The organism is Promicromonospora thailandica (assembly GCF_024171955.1).
Classification (GTDB): Bacteria; Actinomycetota; Actinomycetes; order Actinomycetales; family Cellulomonadaceae; genus Promicromonospora; species Promicromonospora thailandica.
In genome coordinates this window covers 175,642-192,247 of sequence record NZ_JAMTCS010000011.1, presented here as the reverse complement: position 1 = coordinate 192,247, position 16,606 = coordinate 175,642, and the positions used below count along the sequence as shown (strand labels likewise).

The window sequence follows — 16,606 nt, the reverse complement described above, 5'->3', positions numbered from 1 at the left end:
CACGGACGACGAAACAGGCACCGCCCGAGGCAACGATCGCATCACGCCGCGCCAGAGCGGACGTCGAGAACGACCTGAGGTACCGGATCCGGGTGGATCCGGTACCTCAGGTCGTTCTCGGAGCGTGCCCGGTCAGCGCGAGGCGACCGGGACGTACGGGCGCTCCGTGGCGCCCGTGTAGACCTGGCGCGGACGGCCGATCTTGGTCTGCGGGTCCTTGATCATCTCGCGCCACTGGGCGATCCAGCCGGGCATGCGGCCCAGCGCGAACAGGGGCGTGAACATGGCCGGCTCGAAGCCCATGGCCTTGTAGATGAGGCCCGTGTAGAAGTCGACGTTCGGGTAGAGCTTGCGCTCCACGAAGTAGTCGTCCGAGAGGGCGATCTCCTCGAGCCCGCGGGCGATGTCGAGCAGCTCGTCCTTGGCGCCCAGCTTGTCGAGCACCTCGTCGGCCGACTTCTTCACGATGGCGGCGCGCGGGTCGTAGGACTTGTACACCCGGTGCCCGAAGCCCATCAGACGCACGCCGTCCTGCTTGTTCTTGACCTTGTTCATGAAGGTCTCGACGGTCTCGCCGCCCGAGCGGATCTTCTCCAGCATGGTCAGCACGGCCTCGTTGGCGCCGCCGTGCGCGGGACCCGACAGGGCGTTGACGCCCGCGGCCACCGACGCGTACAGCGTCGCGTTCGAGGAGCCGACCACGCGAACCGTCGAGGTGGAGCAGTTCTGCTCGTGGTCGGCGTGCAGCACCAGCAGCTTCTCCAGCGCGTCCACGACCACCGGGTCGGCCTCGTAGGCCTCGTACGGCGTCGCGAACGTCATGCGCAGGAAGTCGTCGACGTAGCCGCGCGAGTAGTCCGGGTACAGCAGCGGCTCGCCCACGCGGCGCCGGTGCAGGTAGGACGTGATGGTGCGGGTCTTGGCGAGCAGCAGCACGGTGGCCAGGTCGACCTGCTCGTCGTCCGCCGGGTCGAGCGACTCCGGGTAGAACGTGGACAGCGCGTTCACCGCCGAGGCGAGCACCGCCATCGGGTGGGCGTTGCGCGGGAACGTGCCCATGAACGTGCGGAAGTCCTCGTGGACCAGCGTGTGCCGGTTCACGCGCTCGGTGAAGGAGTCCAGCTCGGCCGCGTTCGGCAGCTCGCCGTAGATGAGGAGGTAGGCCACCTCGAGGAAGGTCGAGCCCGAGGCCAGCTGGTCGATGGGGTACCCGCGGTAGCGCAGGATGCCGGCGTCGCCGTCGATGTAGGTGATCGACGACTCGCACGACGCCGTGTTCATGAAGCCCGGATCGACCGTGACCAGGCCCGTGTCCTTGAGCAGGGACGACACCACGATGCCGTCGTTGCCCTCGCTCGCGGCGACGACAGGCAGGGTGTGGGTGGTTCCGTCGACGGCGAGCTCGACGCGGCTCGAGCCGTCCACCGGTGTGGAGGTCATGTCTTCCTTCCTGGAGGGCGCACGAGGGACGCTGCGGCGAAAGAAAGCTGACGGGGCAGCGTCGACCTGGGGCACGACAGTATCGCGCCCAGCTCTAGTTTTTCCAATCCGTCGGTCAAGCAACTGTGAGGCGCGACACAGCATCGGCAATCTGACCGTCAGACGAGGTCAGCGCCACGCGCGTGTGCCGGTCGTCGCCGTACAGGTGGCCGGGCGCGGTGAGGACGCCGCGCTCCGCGAACCATTGTGCGACCTGGCGGCCGGATCGGCCGTCCGGGGCGGCCACCCACAGGTACAGGCCGGCCTCCGACCCGTCTACCACGAAGCCGGCCTCGCGGACGGCGGCGGCCAGCGCCCCGCGCCGCGCGCCGTACGTGGCACGGATCACCGCCACGTGCTCGTCGTCCGACAGCGCGGCCGTCATCGCCGCCTGCACCGGGGCCGGCACGATGAGGCCGAGGTGCTTGCGGGTCTGCGTGAGGTCCGCGATCAGTGCCGGGTCCCCCGCCAGGAACGCCGCCCGGTAGCCCGCGAGGCTCGACTGCTTCGACAGCGAGTACGCCACGAGCAGGTTCTCGTGCGAGCCGCCGCTCACCCGGGGGTCCAGCACGGAGGGCACGTCGCCCCCCGGCACCTCCCACGCCAGCTCCGCGTAGCACTCGTCGGAGACCACCACGGCGCCGATCGCGCGGGCGGCCTCCACCACGGCGCGCAGGTCCGCGACGTCGAGCACCCGGCCCGTCGGGTTGCCGGGTGAGTTGACCCACACCATGCGGACGTCGTCGCGGCCCGCCCAGTCGGCGACGTCGTCGGTGGCGAGCGGCGTCGCGCCGGCCGCGCGGGCACCGGCCACGTACGTCGGGTAGGCGACGGACGGGTGCACCACCACGTCTCCGAGGCCCAGGTGCAGCAGGGAGGGCAGCAGCCCGACGAGCTCCTTCGAGCCGATCGTCGGCAGCACGGCCGCGGGGTCGAGGTCCGGCACGCCGCGGCGTCGGGCGAACCAGGCGGCCACCGCCTGGCGCAGGGCGGGCGTGCCCGCCGTCATGGGGTAGCCCGGGGCGTCCGAGGCCGCCTCCAGGGCCTGCCGCACGACCTCGGGCGTCGGGTCCACGGGCGTACCCATGGAGAGATCGATCAGACCGCCCGGGTGGGCCCTCGCGGTCGCCGTGATGCCGGCGATCGAGTCCCAGGGGTAGGGCAGGTCGGAGAGGTCGTGCAGACCCACGTCAGGCCTGGGGCGGAAGGGCCGCGATCATCGGGTCGTCCTTCTCGATGACGCCCATCTTCGCGGCGCCGCCGGGCGAGCCCAGGTCGTCGAAGAACTCGACGTTCGCGCGGTAGTAGTCCTTCCACTCGTCGGGGACGTCGTCCTCGTAGTAGATGGCCTCGACCGGGCAGACCGGCTCGCACGCGCCGCAGTCGACGCACTCGTCCGGGTGGATGTAGAGGGAGCGGTTGCCCTCGTAGATGCAGTCCACGGGACACTCCTCGATGCACGCCCGGTCCTTGACGTCGACGCACGGCTGAGCGATCACGTAGGTCACTTCGAGGGTGTCCTTCCACTTCCGGACTGGGGGGGCAGGCACGGCGCGGGCCGCACAGGGCCCTGCCGCGCGATCCTAGTATCTCCCGGGAGAGCCGCAGATCCCGACCGGTCTCACGCAGCGGAAAGAGAACCGACGTGACATTCGCTACACCACCCGCCGAACCCGGCGCCTGGCGCGCCCTCCGCCCGGGCACGCGGGTGGTCGTGCGCCGTCGGCTCGCGCCGGACGGCCCCGTGGTGTCCGACGGCGCTACGGCGCACCGCTGGACCGACGTGATCGGCTTCGTGACCGAGGTGTCCGACGCCGGCCTGCGGCTGCGGACCGACCCGGTGCCCGGACGCGGTGACCCCGCTGACGTCACCGTCCCGGCCGCCGAGATCCAGGCCGCCAAGCCGGTCCCCCCGCGGCCGGTACGACGCCCGGGCACGACCTGACGTCGGTCGCTTGCCCGCAAAGCGGATCGACGTCGGTCCCTTGCCTTGAGATCGGTCCTCTGATCGACCGATCTCAAGGCAAGTGACCGACGTCGAGTCCCGACACCGGGCAACTGACCGAAGCCAAGGCCCCGTCAGGCGTTCTGGTCCACCCAGATGACCCCGGTGGGGCACATGCTCACGGCCTCCTGCACGGCCCGGTCGTGCTCCGGGCCGGGGCGGGCGTCGAGCAGCACGACCAGGTCGTTCTCGTCCTGACCGAAGACTGCGGGCGCGACCAGCGCGCACTGGCCGGAGCCGCAGCAGGCGTCCCGGTCCACGTTGATCATCATGGGTGCACTCTTTCACGGCCGGGCCGGGCCGCCGACCGCGGCCCGGCCACGCCGTCAGGCGTTGGCGACCAGCCCCAGCTCCGCGACGCTCGTCAGGTGCGGGTGCCGCGGCACGATGCGCACCGTGTAGCCGAACGGGCCCGACGTCTCCAGCTCGACCTCGCCGCCGAACGCGTGCCGCCCGGCCTCGTACGACTCGGCGAGGGTGAGCGGCTCGGCCGTGAACTCGTCGATCACGTCGGCCTCCGTCACGCGGCCGTGCACCACCTGCACGTCCACGTCGTCGGGCGAGAGGGCCCCGAGCGACACGTAGGCCCGCACCGTGAGCCGGTCGCCGACCTGCACGGCCTCGCCGATGCCCGCCGACTCCACGTGGTCCACGCGCACCTGCGGCCAGGCACCGCGCACGTGCGCCTTCCAGCCCGCGAGGCCCTTGGCCGCGGCGAACTGGTCCTCGGCGAGCGCCCGGCCCGCCTCGGCCGCCGGGGCGTACAGCCCGTGCACGTACTCCGAGACCATGCGCGTGGCCTGCACCTTCGGGCCGAGGGTCGCCAGGGTGTGCCGCACCATCTCCAGCCAGCGGCCGGGCACGCCGTCGGTGCGCTCGTAGAAGGTGGGCGCCACCTGGGACTCGATGAGGTCGTACAGCGCGGCGGCCTCGAGGTCGTCGCGGCGGTCGGTGTCCTCGACGCCGTCGGCGGTGGGGATACCCCAGCCGTTCTCGCCGTCGTACCACTCGGCCCACCAGCCGTCCTCGATGGAGAGGTTCAGGCCGCCGTTGAGGGCACTCTTCATGCCCGAGGTGCCCGACGCCTCCAGGGGGCGCAGCGGGTTGTTCAGCCACACGTCGCAGCCGGGGTACAGGGACTGCGCCATGCCGATGTCGTAGTTCGGCAGGAACACGATGCGGTGGCGCACCTCGGGGTCGTCCGCGAACCGGACGAGCTGCTGGATGAGCCGCTTGCCGGAGTCGTCGGCGGGGTGCGACTTGCCGGCGACCACGAGCTGCACGGGCCGTTCGGGGTGCAGCAGGAGCGCCTTGAGCCGCTCGGGGTCGCGCAGCATCAGGGTGAGCCGCTTGTAGGTGGGCACACGCCGCGCGAAGCCGATGGTGAGCACGTCGGGCGACAGCACGTCGTCGACCCAGCCGAGCTCGGCGGGCGACGCGCCGCGCTCGCGCCACGACGTGCGCACGCGCCGCCGGGCCTCGGCCACGAGCTCGCCGCGCATCTCGTTGCGCAGGTCCCAGAGCTCGGCGTCCGGCACGCGGCTCGCGTCGAGCCAGCCGGCCGAGGCGTCGGGGGCGGTGATCTCGTCGAGCCCGAGGCGCTCGGCCTCGACGGCGGCCAGCCGGGGCGCGACCCAGGTGGGCGAGTGCACGCCGTTGGTGACCGAGGTGATCGGCACCTCGCGCGCGTCGAACCCGGGCCACAGACCCTCGAACATCTCGCGGGAGACCTGGCCGTGCAGCAGCGAGACGCCGTTCGCCCGGCCGCCCAGGCGCAGGCCCATGACCGCCATGTTGAACACGGTGGGGTCGCCGCCGTCGTAGTCCTCCGAGCCCAGGGCCAGGACGCTCTCCAGCGGCACGCCCGCCATGGCGTTGTCGCCGCCGAAGTAGGCGCTGACCAGCTCCTTCGGGAACCGGTCGATGCCGGCGGGCACCGGCGTGTGCGTGGTGAACACCGTGGCCGCGCGGACCGCCTCGTGCGCCTCGGCGACGGTCAGGCCCGAGGCGACGAGCTCGCGGATGCGCTCCACGCCCAGGAACCCCGCGTGCCCCTCGTTGGTGTGGTAGACCTCGGGCTCCGGCGCCCCGGTGAGGCGCGACCAGGCCCGCAGCGCGCGCACACCGCCGACGCCGAGCAGCAGCTCCTGCTGCAGGCGGTGCTCGCCCCCGCCCCCGTAGAGGCGGTCGGTCACCTTGCGGGCCGCCTCGTCGTTCTCCGGCACGTTCGAGTCGAGCAGCAGCAGCGGCACGCGGCCGACGGCGGCGACCCACACGTGCGCGTGCAGCGTGCGGCCCCCGGGCAGCGCGAGCGAGACGACGGCGGGCGTGCCGTCCTCCTCGCGCAGCACCGCCAGCGGCAGCCCGTCCGGGTCGAGCAGCGGGTAGGTCTCGACCTGCCAGGCGTCGCGCGTGAGCGACTGCCGGAAGTACCCGGCGCCGTACAGCAGGCCCACGCCCACGATGGGTACGCCCATGTCGGAGGCGCTCTTGAGGTGGTCGCCCGCCAGGATGCCGAGGCCGCCGGAGTACTGCGGCAGCACCGAGGTGATGCCGAACTCGGGCGAGAAGTAGGCGACGGCGCGCGGCAGCTCCGCGCCGGAGGCGGACGTCTGCCGCTGGTACCACTGCGGGTCCCGCAGGTAGTGGTGCAGGTCCTCGGACGCGGCGCGGACCCGGCCCGTGAACTCCTCGGAGGCCGCGAGCGCCTCCAGCCGCTCGGAGCCGAGCGCCGCGAGCAGCGCCACGGGGTCGCCTCCGACGCCCGACCAGAGGTCGGGATCGATGCTCGCGAACAGCTCGCGGGTGGGCGCGTGCCAGGACCAGCGGAGGTTCTGGGCCAGCTCGTCGAGCGGCGCGAGCTGCTCGGGCAGGACCGTGCGGACGGTGAATCTGCGGATCGCTCTCACCGGCAGAACACTACGCACATGGCGGGGCGAGCACACCTGTTGCGGAGGGCTTCACCTCCCCGTCCGACGACGTTCACGAGACCTCGGCGCGCCCCGCAGGCGAGTCACCCGGAACCGTCGATAGCGTGGCCGCGTGAGCCCGCACACGCGTCCCGGCCGGATCGGCCGCATCCCTGTCCTCGAGGTCGCCCCCGTGGTGGAGGGGGGTCGCTGGCCTGCGAAGGCGGTGGTCGGTGAGGTGGTCCCGGTCGAGGCGACGGTGTTCCGCGAGGGCCACGACGCCGTGTCCGCGACGGCGGTGCTGGTCGCCCCGGACGGGACCGACCACTCCTGGGCCCCCATGACGGACGTGGCGCCCGGTCTCGACCGGTTCCGCGGCGAGCTGCAGCCCGACGCGGAGGGCGACTGGACCTTCCGGGTGGAGGCGTGGTCGGACCCGTACGCCACCTGGGTGCACGACGCGGGGATCAAGATCCCGGCGGGGATCGACACCGAGCTCATGCTCGCCGAGGGCGTGCGCCTGTTCGACCGGATCTGCGGCCGGGTCCCGGGCGACGCGCTCGTGGCCGGGGGCCGGACGGCGCGGGACGCGCGGGCGCTGACGGCGGCGCGGCGCGCCCTGGCGGACGACTCGCGGCCGGCCCCGGCGCGGTTCGCGGCGGCGACGTCGCCCGAGGTCGTCGACGCGCTGCGGCGGGCGCCCCTGCGCGAGCTGGTCTCGGCGTCGGACGCCTACCCGCTGCGGGTGTCGCGGCAGCTCGCCCTGGCCGGGTCCTGGTACGAGATGTTCCCCCGCTCGGAGGGCGCGTACCAGAAGGAGGACGGCACGTGGGTGTCGGGCACGTTCGCCACCGCGGCGAAGCGTCTGCCGGGCATCGCGGCGATGGGGTTCGACGTCGTCTACCTGACGCCGGTCTCCCCCATCGGCACGACGTTCCGCAAGGGGCGCAACAACACGCTCGAGGCCGCCCCCGGAGACCCGGGCAGCCCGTACGCGATCGGCTCGGCGGACGGCGGGCACGACGCGATCCACCCCGACCTGGGCACGGAGGCCGACTTCCGGGACTTCGTCGCCGCGGCCCGCGCCGAGGGCCTGGAGGTGGCGCTCGACATCGCGCTGCAGTGCTCGCCCGACCACCCGTGGGTGACCGAGCACCCCGAGTGGTTCGTGGTGCGGGCGGACGGGTCGATCGCGTACGCGGAGAACCCGCCCAAGAAGTACCAGGACATCTACCCGCTCAGCTTCGACACGGACCCCGAGGGCCTGTACGAGGCGGTGCTGGACGTGATCCGCACGTGGATCGACCGGGGCGTGACGCTGTTCCGCGTCGACAACCCGCACACGAAGCCGCTCGACTTCTGGGAGTGGCTGCTCGCCGAGGTGCACGCGACGAACCCCGAGGTCATCTTCCTGTCGGAGGCGTTCACCAAGCCGGCGATGATGCTGACGCTGGCCCGGATCGGCTTCCACCAGTCGTACACGTACTTCACCTGGCGCACCACCAAGGAGGAGGTCGCGGAGTACCTGGCCGAGGTCAGCGGGCCGCAGGGCTCCGTGCTGCGCCCGTCCTTCTGGCCCACCACCCACGACATCCTGCCGCCCTACCTCACCCACGGCGGCGTCGCGGCGTTCGCGGTGCGGGCCGTGCTGGCCGCGACCGGTTCACCCACCTGGGGCATCTACTCGGGCTACGAGCTCGTGGAGAGCACGCCGCGGCCCGGCGTCGAGGAGCAGATCGACAACGAGAAGTACGAGTACCGGCCCCGCGACTGGTCGAAGGCCGACGAGCACGGGATCGCCCTGCTGCTCGGCGAGCTGAACGCGATCCGCCGCACCCACCCCGCGCTGCGGCAGCTGCGCAACCTGACCGTGCACCCCACGACGAACGACCAGGTGGTCGCGTACTCGCGCCGGATCTCGGCCGATCACGCGTCGCGCGCGACAGCGACGTCCCCTGGCCGCACCATGAGAGCAGGGGGTAACGATCGACGTGCCCCGCGGCACGACGACGTGATCGTGGTCGTGCTGAACCTGGACCCCCGGAACGCACAGGAGTCAGTAGTGCACCTGGACCTCTCCGCCCTCGGCCTCAGTGCACCCGAGGGCGACGACAGCGCCCCGTTCTTCGTGGCCCACGACCTGCTCTCGGGCGAGACCTACGGGTGGGGCGCCCACCCGTGGGTGCGGCTCGACCCGCAGGTCCGGGTGGCCCACGTACTCCACGTGGGTCCCGCATGACCACGTACGGGCCGGGAGGCCCCGCCGTCGGACCGCCGGAGGGCCCGGGCGCGCCCCCCGGGACGCCGCAGCCCGGCATGCCGCACTCCGGGCGGCCGCAGCCCGAGCGCCCCACGATGCCCAACCCGCCGTCCATGCCGGTGCCCGTCCAGGCGCTGCCGCCGCGCCGGCAGCCGCAGCTCGACGCCCGGCGCAAGGGCCTGGTCGACGACCCCGAGTGGTACAAGAAGGCGGTCTTCTACGAGGTCATGATCCGGTCGTTCTCCGACTCGGGCGACGGCGGGTCGGGCGACCTGCGCGGGCTCGTGGAGCGCCTCGACTACCTCGAGTGGCTGGGGGTCGACTGCCTCTGGCTGCCGCCCTTCTTCCCGTCGCCGCTGCGCGACGGCGGGTACGACGTCGCGGACTTCACGGCGGTGTCCCCGCAGTTCGGCACGATGGCGGACTTCAGCGACCTGATCGCCGCGGCGCACGAGCGCGGCATCCGCGTGGTGATCGACCTGGTCATGAACCACACCAGCGACGCCCACCCCTGGTTCCAGGCGTCGCGCGCCGACCCCGACGGGCCGTACGGCGACTTCTACGTGTGGGGCGACGACCCCACGCGGTACGAGGGCGCGCGGATCATCTTCGTCGACACCGAGACGTCGAACTGGACGTTCGACCCGGTGCGGCGGCAGTACTTCTGGCACCGGTTCTTCAGCCACCAGCCCGACCTGAACTTCGAGAACCCGCACGTGGTCGAGGCCATGCTCGACGTGGCCCGGTTCTGGCTGCGGCTCGGCGTGGACGGGTTCCGGCTCGACGCCGTGCCGTACCTGTTCGAGGCCGAGGGCACCAACTGCGAGAACCTGCCCGAGACGCACGGCTTCCTGCGCACCGTGCGGCGCATGATCGACACCGAGTTCCCCGGCCGCATCATGCTGGCCGAGGCCAACCAGTGGCCGCAGGACGTGGTGGAGTACTTCGGCACGGACGACGAGCCCGAGTGCCACATGTGCTTCCACTTCCCGGTGATGCCGCGCATCTTCTACGCGATCCGGGACCAGCGGGCGCGCCAGCTCCTGGAGATCCTCGCGGACACGCCGGCGATCCCCGCGGCGGGCCAGTGGAGCACGTTCCTGCGCAACCACGACGAGCTCACGCTCGAGATGGTCTCGACCGAGGAGCGGGCCAGCATGTACGGCTGGTACGCCCCGGACCCGCGCATGCGGGCGAACGTGGGCATCCGACGGCGGCTCGCCCCGCTGCTCGACAACTCCCGCAAGGAGATCGAGCTGGCCAACGCGCTGCTGCTGTCCATGCCCGGCACGCCGTGCCTCTACTACGGTGACGAGATCGGCATGGGCGACAACATCTGGCTGCCCGACCGGGACGCCGTGCGCACCCCCATGCAGTGGACGCCGGACCGCAACGCCGGCTTCTCCACCGCCGACCCGGGCAAGCTCTACCTGCCGCTGGTCCAGTCGCTGGTGCACCACTACCAGCACACCAACGTCGAGGCGCAGCTCGCCCAGCCCACGTCGCTGCTGCACTGGATGCACAACATGCTGGCGTTCCGGCGGCTGCACCCCACGTTCGGCACGGGCGACTTCACGGCGCTCGACTGCGCCGACGAGTCGGTCATCGCGTTCACCCGGTCGTCGGCGCAGGAGACGCTGCTCGTCGCGGCGAACCTGTCCGCCACGGCGCGCTCGTCCACGATCAAGCTGCCCGGGTACGCGGGCTGGACCCTGACCGACGTGTTCGGCGGGGCAGGCTTCCCGAGCGTCGGCGAGGACGGCATCCTCACGATCACCTGGGGCGCGCGCGACTTCTACTGGCTCGTGCTGGCGCCGCCGGCACCCACCGGGCCGGACGGGCAGGCGTGAGCGGTGTGAGCCCGGCGCGCACCGTCCACGTCTCCCCGGGCGCCGCGCACCTCCCCCCGGAGGTGCTGGCGCTGCTCGACACATGGCTGCCCGAGCAACGCTGGTACCCGGTGCCCGCCGAGGGCGTGACGCACGAGCCCTGGCTCACGGTCACGTTCGGCGGCGTGGCCGACGTCGTCGTCGCGCTGCTGCGGCTCGCCGGGCCGGGCCTCGCGACGGGCGACGGCGCGCTCGTGATCCAGGTGCCGCTCGTGCTGACGCCCACGGCCGAGCCCGAGGCCGACACCGCGGACACCGAGGCGGCGGGGCTCATCGGCACCGTCACCACGGCGTCGGGCACCGCGACCGTGCACGACGGCGGGGTGCACCCCGCGGCCTGGCACGCCTACTTCACCGCCGCCCTGCCCGCGGCGTGCGAGCCCGAGGACTGCGCCGAGCTGCGGGACGCGCGCCGGATCTCCGGGGAGCAGTCCAACACGTCGGTGGTGCTCCCCGCCCTGCCGCACGCGTCGGGCCGGGGCGGCATGCTCAAGATCCTGCGGACGGTCGCGCTGGGGCCGCACCCCGACGTCGTCATCCCGGAGGCCCTCACCCGCGCCGGGTGGGACGGCGTGCCGCGGTTCCTGGGCGCGGTGCCGCTGCCCGCACCACCGGGCACGGCGACGGGCACGAACGCGGGGCCCGACGTCCTCGCCCACCTCGCCGTGCTCTCCGAGCTCGTGCACGACGCGACCGACGGGTTCGAGCTCGCCTGCGCCTACGCGGCCCGGGGCGAGGACTTCGGCGAGCGGGCGGCCGAGCTCGGCGCCGTCGTGGCGCACCTGCACTCGGCGCTGCGCGACGCCCTCGGGCCGGGGCCCACCCTGGAGGCGGCGGGCTTCATGGGCGTGCTGCGCCGCCGTGCCGCCGAGGCCTTCGCCGACGTCCCGGACCTGGCACCGCAGCGGGCCGGCGTCACCGCGCTGTACGACGCCGTCAGTGCCCGCCTGGCGGCCGCCGGCGAACGCGCCGGGGGCCTGGTGCGGCTGCAGTCCATCCACGGCGACCTGCACCTCGGCCAGGCGCTGCACTCGCCCGACGGGTGGAAGGTGCTCGACTTCGAGGGCGAGCCGCAGCGGCCCGTGGCCGAGCGCACGGCGCCGGACCTGCCGCTGCGCGACGTCGCCGGGATGCTGCGCTCGCTGGACTACGCGGGCGCCGTCGGCAGCGCCACCGACCCGCACTGGGTGTCGCACGCCCAGCTCGCCTTCCTCGAGGGCTACCGGCAGGGCTCGGAGTCCGTGGGCGACACGCTCGACGTCGCCACGGCCGAGCTGCTGCTGCGCGCCCTGACCGTGGACAAGGCCCTGTACGAGGTGGTCTACGAGTTCCGGCACCGGCCTGCGTGGATGCACATCCCGCTGACGGCCGTCGAGCGGGTGCTCGCCTCATGACGGGCCGTGCCGGGCACGTGTCGCACGCCACGCCGGTGCCATGGAAAGGTAACCCCATGGCAGACCTGCCCGACGTCGACCTCGAGGTCCTGACCGCCATCGCGTCCGGGACCCACCACGACCCGCACACCGTGCTCGGCCCGCACCTGCTCGACGGCCCGTGGACCGTCGTGCGCACGTTGCGGCCGCTGGCCGACGAGGTGGTGGTCACGACCGCGGACGGCGAGACGACCGCGACCCACCAGGGCGCGGGCGTGTGGGCGGCCGTGGTGCCGGCCGCCCCGGGCCCGGACGGGACCCGGCACGCCCCGGACTACCGCATCCGCACGCGGTCGGGCACCGAGACGTGGACCGCCGACGACCCGTACCGCTTCCTGCCCACGCTCGGCGAGGTGGACCTCCACCTCATCGGCGAGGGCCGGCACGAGCAGCTCTGGCAGGTGCTCGGCGCCAACCTGCACACCTACCCCAGCGAGTCCGGCGACATCGCGGGCGTCGCGTTCGCGGTGTGGGCGCCCAACGCGCGGGGCGTGCGGCTCGTGGGCGACCACAACGGCTGGGGCGGCACGCACCCCATGCGGTCGCTCGGCTCGACGGGCGTGTGGGAGCTCTTCGTCCCGGACGTCGGCCCGGGGCTGCGCTACAAGTTCGAGATCCTGGGGGCCGACGGCGTCTGGCGCGCCAAGGCGGACCCGCTCGCCAAGGCGACCGAGCAGCCGCCCGCGACGGCGAGCGTCGTGACCGCCTCGACCCACGAGTGGCACGACGACGCGTGGCTCACCGCGCGGGCCGCCACCGACCCGCACTCCGCGCCCCTGAGCGTGTACGAGGTGCACCTCGGCTCGTGGCGGCCCGGCCTCGGGTACCGCGAGCTGGCCGATCAGCTCGCGCAGTACGTCACCGAGCAGGGCTTCACGCACGTCGAGCTCATGCCGGTCGCGGAGCACCCCTACGGCGGGTCGTGGGGCTACCAGGTGACCAGCTACTACGCGCCGACGTCGCGGTTCGGCTCCCCCGACGACTTCCGGTACCTCGTGGACCGGCTGCACCAGGCGGGCATCGGCGTCATCCTCGACTGGGTGCCCGCGCACTTCCCGCGCGACGAGTTCGCCCTGGCCCGGTTCGACGGCGGTCCCCTGTACGAGCACCCGGACCCCCACCGCGGCGAGCAGCAGGACTGGGGCACCCTGATCTTCGACTTCGGCCGGCGCGAGGTGCGCAACTTCCTCGTGGCGAACGCCACCTACTGGTTCGAGGAGTTCCACGCCGACGCGCTGCGCGTGGACGCCGTCGCCTCGATGCTCTACCTCGACTACTCCCGCAAGGAGGGCGAGTGGACGCCCAACGTGCACGGCGGGCGGGAGAACCTGGAGGCCATCGCGTTCCTGCAGGAGGCCAACGCGACCGCGTACCGGCGCACGCCCGGCGTCATGATGATCGCCGAGGAGTCGACGGCGTTCCCCCAGGTCACCGGGCCGACGTCGAGCGGAGGGCTCGGGTTCGGCCTGAAGTGGAATATGGGCTGGATGAACGACACCCTGCGCTACCTGGCGGAGGACCCGTACAACCGGCGCTACCACCACGGCGAGCTCACGTTCTCCCTGGTGTACGCCTATACCGAGCAGTTCGTGCTGCCCATCAGCCATGACGAGGTGGTGCACGGCAAGGGGTCGCTGCTGCGCAAGATGCCGGGCGACCGGTGGCAGCAGCTCGCCGGCGTGCGCGCGTTCCTCGCCTACCAGTGGACCCATCCCGGCAAGCAGCTGCTGTTCATGGGCTGCGAGTTCGCGCAGGACACCGAGTGGGCCGAGTCGGAGGGCCTGCGCTGGGACCTGCTCGGCGACGGCGGTCACGCGGGCGTGCAGCACGTGGTGCGCGACCTCAACGCGCTCTACCGGTCGACGCCCGCGCTGTGGGAGCTCGACTTCGACCCGGCGGGCTTCGAGTGGCTCACGGCCGACGACGCCGACCACAACGTGCTCGCCTACGTGCGCCGGTCACGCTCCGGCGACCCGGTGGTGGTGGTCGTGAACTTCGCGGGCGTGCCGCACGAGGGGTACCGCCTGCCGCTGCCGGACGTGCCGCGGGCGCCGGAGGCGGGGCCTGAGCCGACGTCCGCCGCGGGCGCCGTCGAGGTGCTGCCGCCCGCGGAGCCGGTCGAGACGGCGGTGCGGCAGTCGCCGGCGCCGCTGGGCGACGTGGTCCCGCCGGCCGAGGGTCCGGTGTGGCTCGAGGTGCTCAACACCGACGCGTCGGTCTACGGCGGCTCGGGCGTCGGCAACATGGGCCGCGTCCAGACCGAGCGGGTGCCGCACCACGGCCGCCGCTGGTCGGCGGAGATCCGGGTCCCCCCGCTGGGCGCCCTGATCCTGACCCCGTCCCGCTGAGCTCTGGCGCCGCGCCGCGGAGATCTGGTGCCGCGCCGCTGACGACGCGCGCCGAGATCTGGCATCCCGCCCGCGAGATCTGGTGCCGGCGCCGAGATCTGGTGGCGCACCGCCAGATCTCGGCGCGAACACCAGACCTCAGCAGCACGACGCCAGATCTCGGCGCGAGCGGCTGTCAGGTGCGGGATCAGTGCGGGATCAGTACAGGTACAGCGACAGGCGGCGGCGGGCCTTGTTGACCCGTGGGTCCGTCGTGCCCGCGACCTCGAACAGCTCCAGGAGCCGGACGCGGAGCTTCTCCTTGCCGTCCGCGTCGGCGTCCGGGAGCAGGTCGAGCAGGCGCGCGAAGGCGTCGTCGACCTTGCCGCCCAGCATGTCGACGTCGGCGACGGCGAGCGCCGCGTCGACGTCGGCCGGCGCGTCTGCCGCGGCCTGGCGCACGGCCGCGAGGTCGGCGTCGTGCGTGCGCTGCATCAGGTGCACCTGCGCGAGGCCCGCGGCCGCGTCGGCGTCCTTGGGGTCCTGGCGCAGCGCCTTCTCGTAGGCGGCGGCGGCGGCGCCGAGATCGTCGCGCTCGATCGCGTCGTAGGCCTCCTGGTGCAGCGGCGGGAGCGGCTGCTCGGGCTCGGGCGCCGGTTCGCCGTCCGTGGGCGCGGCGCCGGGCGCGCGGCCCGTGACGCCGTTCTGCTCGGCGGCGGCGAGCACCTGGTCGAGCACGGAGCGGATCTGCTGCTCGTCGGCCGCGCCCTGGAACAGCGGCAGGGGCTGGCCCTGCAGCACCGCGACGACCGTGGGCACGCCCTGGACCTGGAACGCGGCGGCGACCTGCGGCGACGCCTGGGCGTCGACGCGCCCGAGCAGGAACCGACCGCCGTACTCCTGCGCGAGCCGGCCGAGGGTGGCGCCGAGGTCGGCGTTCGCCTTGTCGGTCGGGATCCACAGCAGGATCACCACCGGGTAGGTGGCCGAGTCGCGGACCAGCTGCTCGAAGTTCGCCTCGCTGACGTCCACCACGAAGCCGCCGGCTTCGGGCGCGCCGCCGGGCTCGCCGGGCGGCGGTGCCTGGGGACGGGTCAGTGCGGACAGGTCGACCGCGCCGCGCACGGCGAACTCGGGCTGTGCACTCCGGGCGGGACCGGGCTGAGGGGTGGCACTGCTCATGGGGGCAATCCTAATGACCTGTCGGCGGAGCACCCGCCGACTCCGCTCAGGGCGATCAGCCGGCCGAGACCGCGTACGGCACGCGGTGCACGCCGAGCAGGCTGACCGTCGCCGCGGAGCCCGCGGGCGGCACGTACAGCGCGACGGTGTCGTGGTAGGCGGTGCGCAGCACGTCGGTGCCGTCGCCGTCGTCCCACAGCGCGGCGGCCGACGGCGACGCCGGCGTGAGCTGCCAGCCCTCCTCGGCCCGCAGGGTCTCCTGGCTCCGCAGGGCCAGCACCACCATGGCCCCGCCGTCGACGGTGCGGACCGCCTTGACGCCGCCGTCGGCAGGCTCGTACGCGACCTCGAACCGGCCCTTCCCGTCCTTCTCGGTGGTCGCGGCCACCTGGTCGCGACCGCTCTCCCGCAGCTCCTTGCGCAGGTCGTCGTCGGCCGCGAAGACGGCGGCGTACTGCGACCGGTCGCCCACGGTGAGCACGGACGCGTACTGCTCGGCCAGCGCGCCGGGCGGCACCAGGAGGCTCGCGTCGTCGGCGGCCACGGCCTCGCTGCCCAGCTCCGCCGGCGCGAACTGCGGCATCGTCGCACCCGACACCAGCCAGACGTACGCCCACAGCTTGTACTGGTCCCGTGCGGTCCGCTGGTCCAGCACCGCGAGCAGCGGGGTGACGCGGTCCTCGGGAGGCTCCGTGATGGCGAAGCTGCTCCGCGGCCAGCCCTGCTCCGCGGGCAGGATGAGCTGCTGGGTCTCGAGGGCCAGGTCGGTGAGCACGCTCCGCCCGCCGCCCCCCGAGGCGGCCGCGAGCTCGGCCTCACGCATGGTGAGCGCGGGCCCCGCGAGGCGGGACGCGAGCGGCCCGGCGCCGTCCGCCCCTTCGAGCACCGACACGACGCTGTCCAGGATCTCTCGCTCCTGCGGTGCGCTGACCACCGCGGCAATCACCGGCGCTTCGGCCTCGGGGGCGGGCGGCTCGACCGTGCAGCCGGCGAGCAGCAGCGCGGCCGCGCTCAGCCCCGCGACGACCGCGGGCGGGCGGCGCCGCGCCCGGGGACGTGCTCCGGGACGTGCCAGGGGTGACCTCCGTGGATTCACGGAGGCCACCCTAGCGGCGCAGGTCA

At 73.2% G+C, this 16,606-nt stretch carries 12 protein-coding genes; 5 read left to right on the top strand and 7 right to left on the bottom strand.

From position 1 onward, the window contains the following. Positions 1-132: 132 nt before the first annotated feature. The 3 genes from APR03_RS18120 to fdxA form a co-directional block, all read right to left on the bottom strand. Entirely contained in the window at positions 133-1,440 is a 1,308-nt protein-coding gene (locus APR03_RS18120) for a citrate synthase (protein WP_253837819.1), read from the bottom strand. A 115-nt stretch (positions 1,441-1,555) separates the two neighbouring features. Then, positions 1,556-2,668, bottom strand: coding sequence for a succinyldiaminopimelate transaminase (gene dapC / locus APR03_RS18115; protein ID WP_308216515.1), 1,113 nt, complete (start codon positions 2,666-2,668; stop codon positions 1,556-1,558). 1 nt (position 2,669) lies between these two features. Beyond that, positions 2,670-2,987 (bottom strand): ferredoxin, encoded by a 318-nt coding sequence (gene fdxA, locus APR03_RS18110; protein WP_253837817.1) that lies wholly within the window; start codon positions 2,985-2,987, stop codon positions 2,670-2,672. A 137-nt stretch (positions 2,988-3,124) separates the two neighbouring features. Between fdxA and APR03_RS18105 the strand changes: the two genes are divergently transcribed. Continuing rightward, positions 3,125-3,424, top strand: coding sequence for a DUF6725 family protein (locus tag APR03_RS18105; RefSeq protein WP_253837816.1), 300 nt, complete (start codon positions 3,125-3,127; stop codon positions 3,422-3,424). Between the two features lie 134 nt (positions 3,425-3,558). Here the strand turns inward: APR03_RS18105 and APR03_RS18100 are convergent, their stop codons facing one another. Further along, on the bottom strand, positions 3,559-3,756 hold the full coding sequence (locus APR03_RS18100) for a ferredoxin (RefSeq protein ID WP_253837814.1): 198 nt from the start codon (positions 3,754-3,756) through the stop codon (positions 3,559-3,561). Positions 3,757-3,810: 54 nt separating this feature from the next. Then, positions 3,811-6,393: an alpha-glucan family phosphorylase gene (gene glgP, locus APR03_RS18095; protein WP_253837812.1), complete on the bottom strand. Its 2,583-nt coding sequence runs from the start codon at positions 6,391-6,393 to the stop codon at positions 3,811-3,813. Positions 6,394-6,526: 133 nt separating this feature from the next. Here glgP and APR03_RS18090 point away from each other — a divergent pair, with 133 nt between their 5' ends. From APR03_RS18090 to glgB, 4 genes are all read left to right on the top strand, one after another. Beyond that, the gene (locus APR03_RS18090; RefSeq protein WP_253837810.1) at positions 6,527-8,632 is read left to right on the top strand and encodes an alpha-1,4-glucan--maltose-1-phosphate maltosyltransferase; all 2,106 of its coding nucleotides are present in this window, start codon (positions 6,527-6,529) and stop codon (positions 8,630-8,632) included. Between the two features lie 134 nt (positions 8,633-8,766). Next, positions 8,767-10,503 carry a maltose alpha-D-glucosyltransferase gene (treS, locus tag APR03_RS18085; RefSeq protein WP_253837905.1) on the top strand — a complete coding sequence of 579 codons (1,737 nt, stop codon included), beginning with the start codon at positions 8,767-8,769 and terminating at the stop codon, positions 10,501-10,503. Further along, a complete protein-coding gene (locus APR03_RS18080) occupies positions 10,500-11,936 on the top strand; it encodes a maltokinase N-terminal cap-like domain-containing protein (RefSeq protein WP_253837808.1) in 1,437 nt (478 codons plus the stop codon). The genes treS and APR03_RS18080 overlap by 4 nt, the downstream gene beginning before the upstream one ends. Before the next feature lie 56 nt (positions 11,937-11,992). Beyond that, positions 11,993-14,323 (top strand): 1,4-alpha-glucan branching protein GlgB, encoded by a 2,331-nt coding sequence (gene glgB, locus APR03_RS18075; protein ID WP_253837807.1) that lies wholly within the window; start codon positions 11,993-11,995, stop codon positions 14,321-14,323. A 198-nt stretch (positions 14,324-14,521) separates the two neighbouring features. Here the strand turns inward: glgB and APR03_RS18070 are convergent, their stop codons facing one another. Both APR03_RS18070 and APR03_RS18065 read right to left on the bottom strand, forming a co-directional pair. Continuing rightward, positions 14,522-15,484, bottom strand: coding sequence for a tetratricopeptide repeat protein (locus tag APR03_RS18070; protein WP_253837806.1), 963 nt, complete (start codon positions 15,482-15,484; stop codon positions 14,522-14,524). Positions 15,485-15,539: 55 nt separating this feature from the next. Continuing rightward, the gene (locus APR03_RS18065) at positions 15,540-16,580 is read right to left on the bottom strand and encodes a DUF8094 domain-containing protein (RefSeq protein WP_253837805.1); all 1,041 of its coding nucleotides are present in this window, start codon (positions 16,578-16,580) and stop codon (positions 15,540-15,542) included. Positions 16,581-16,606: the final 26 nt, after the last annotated feature.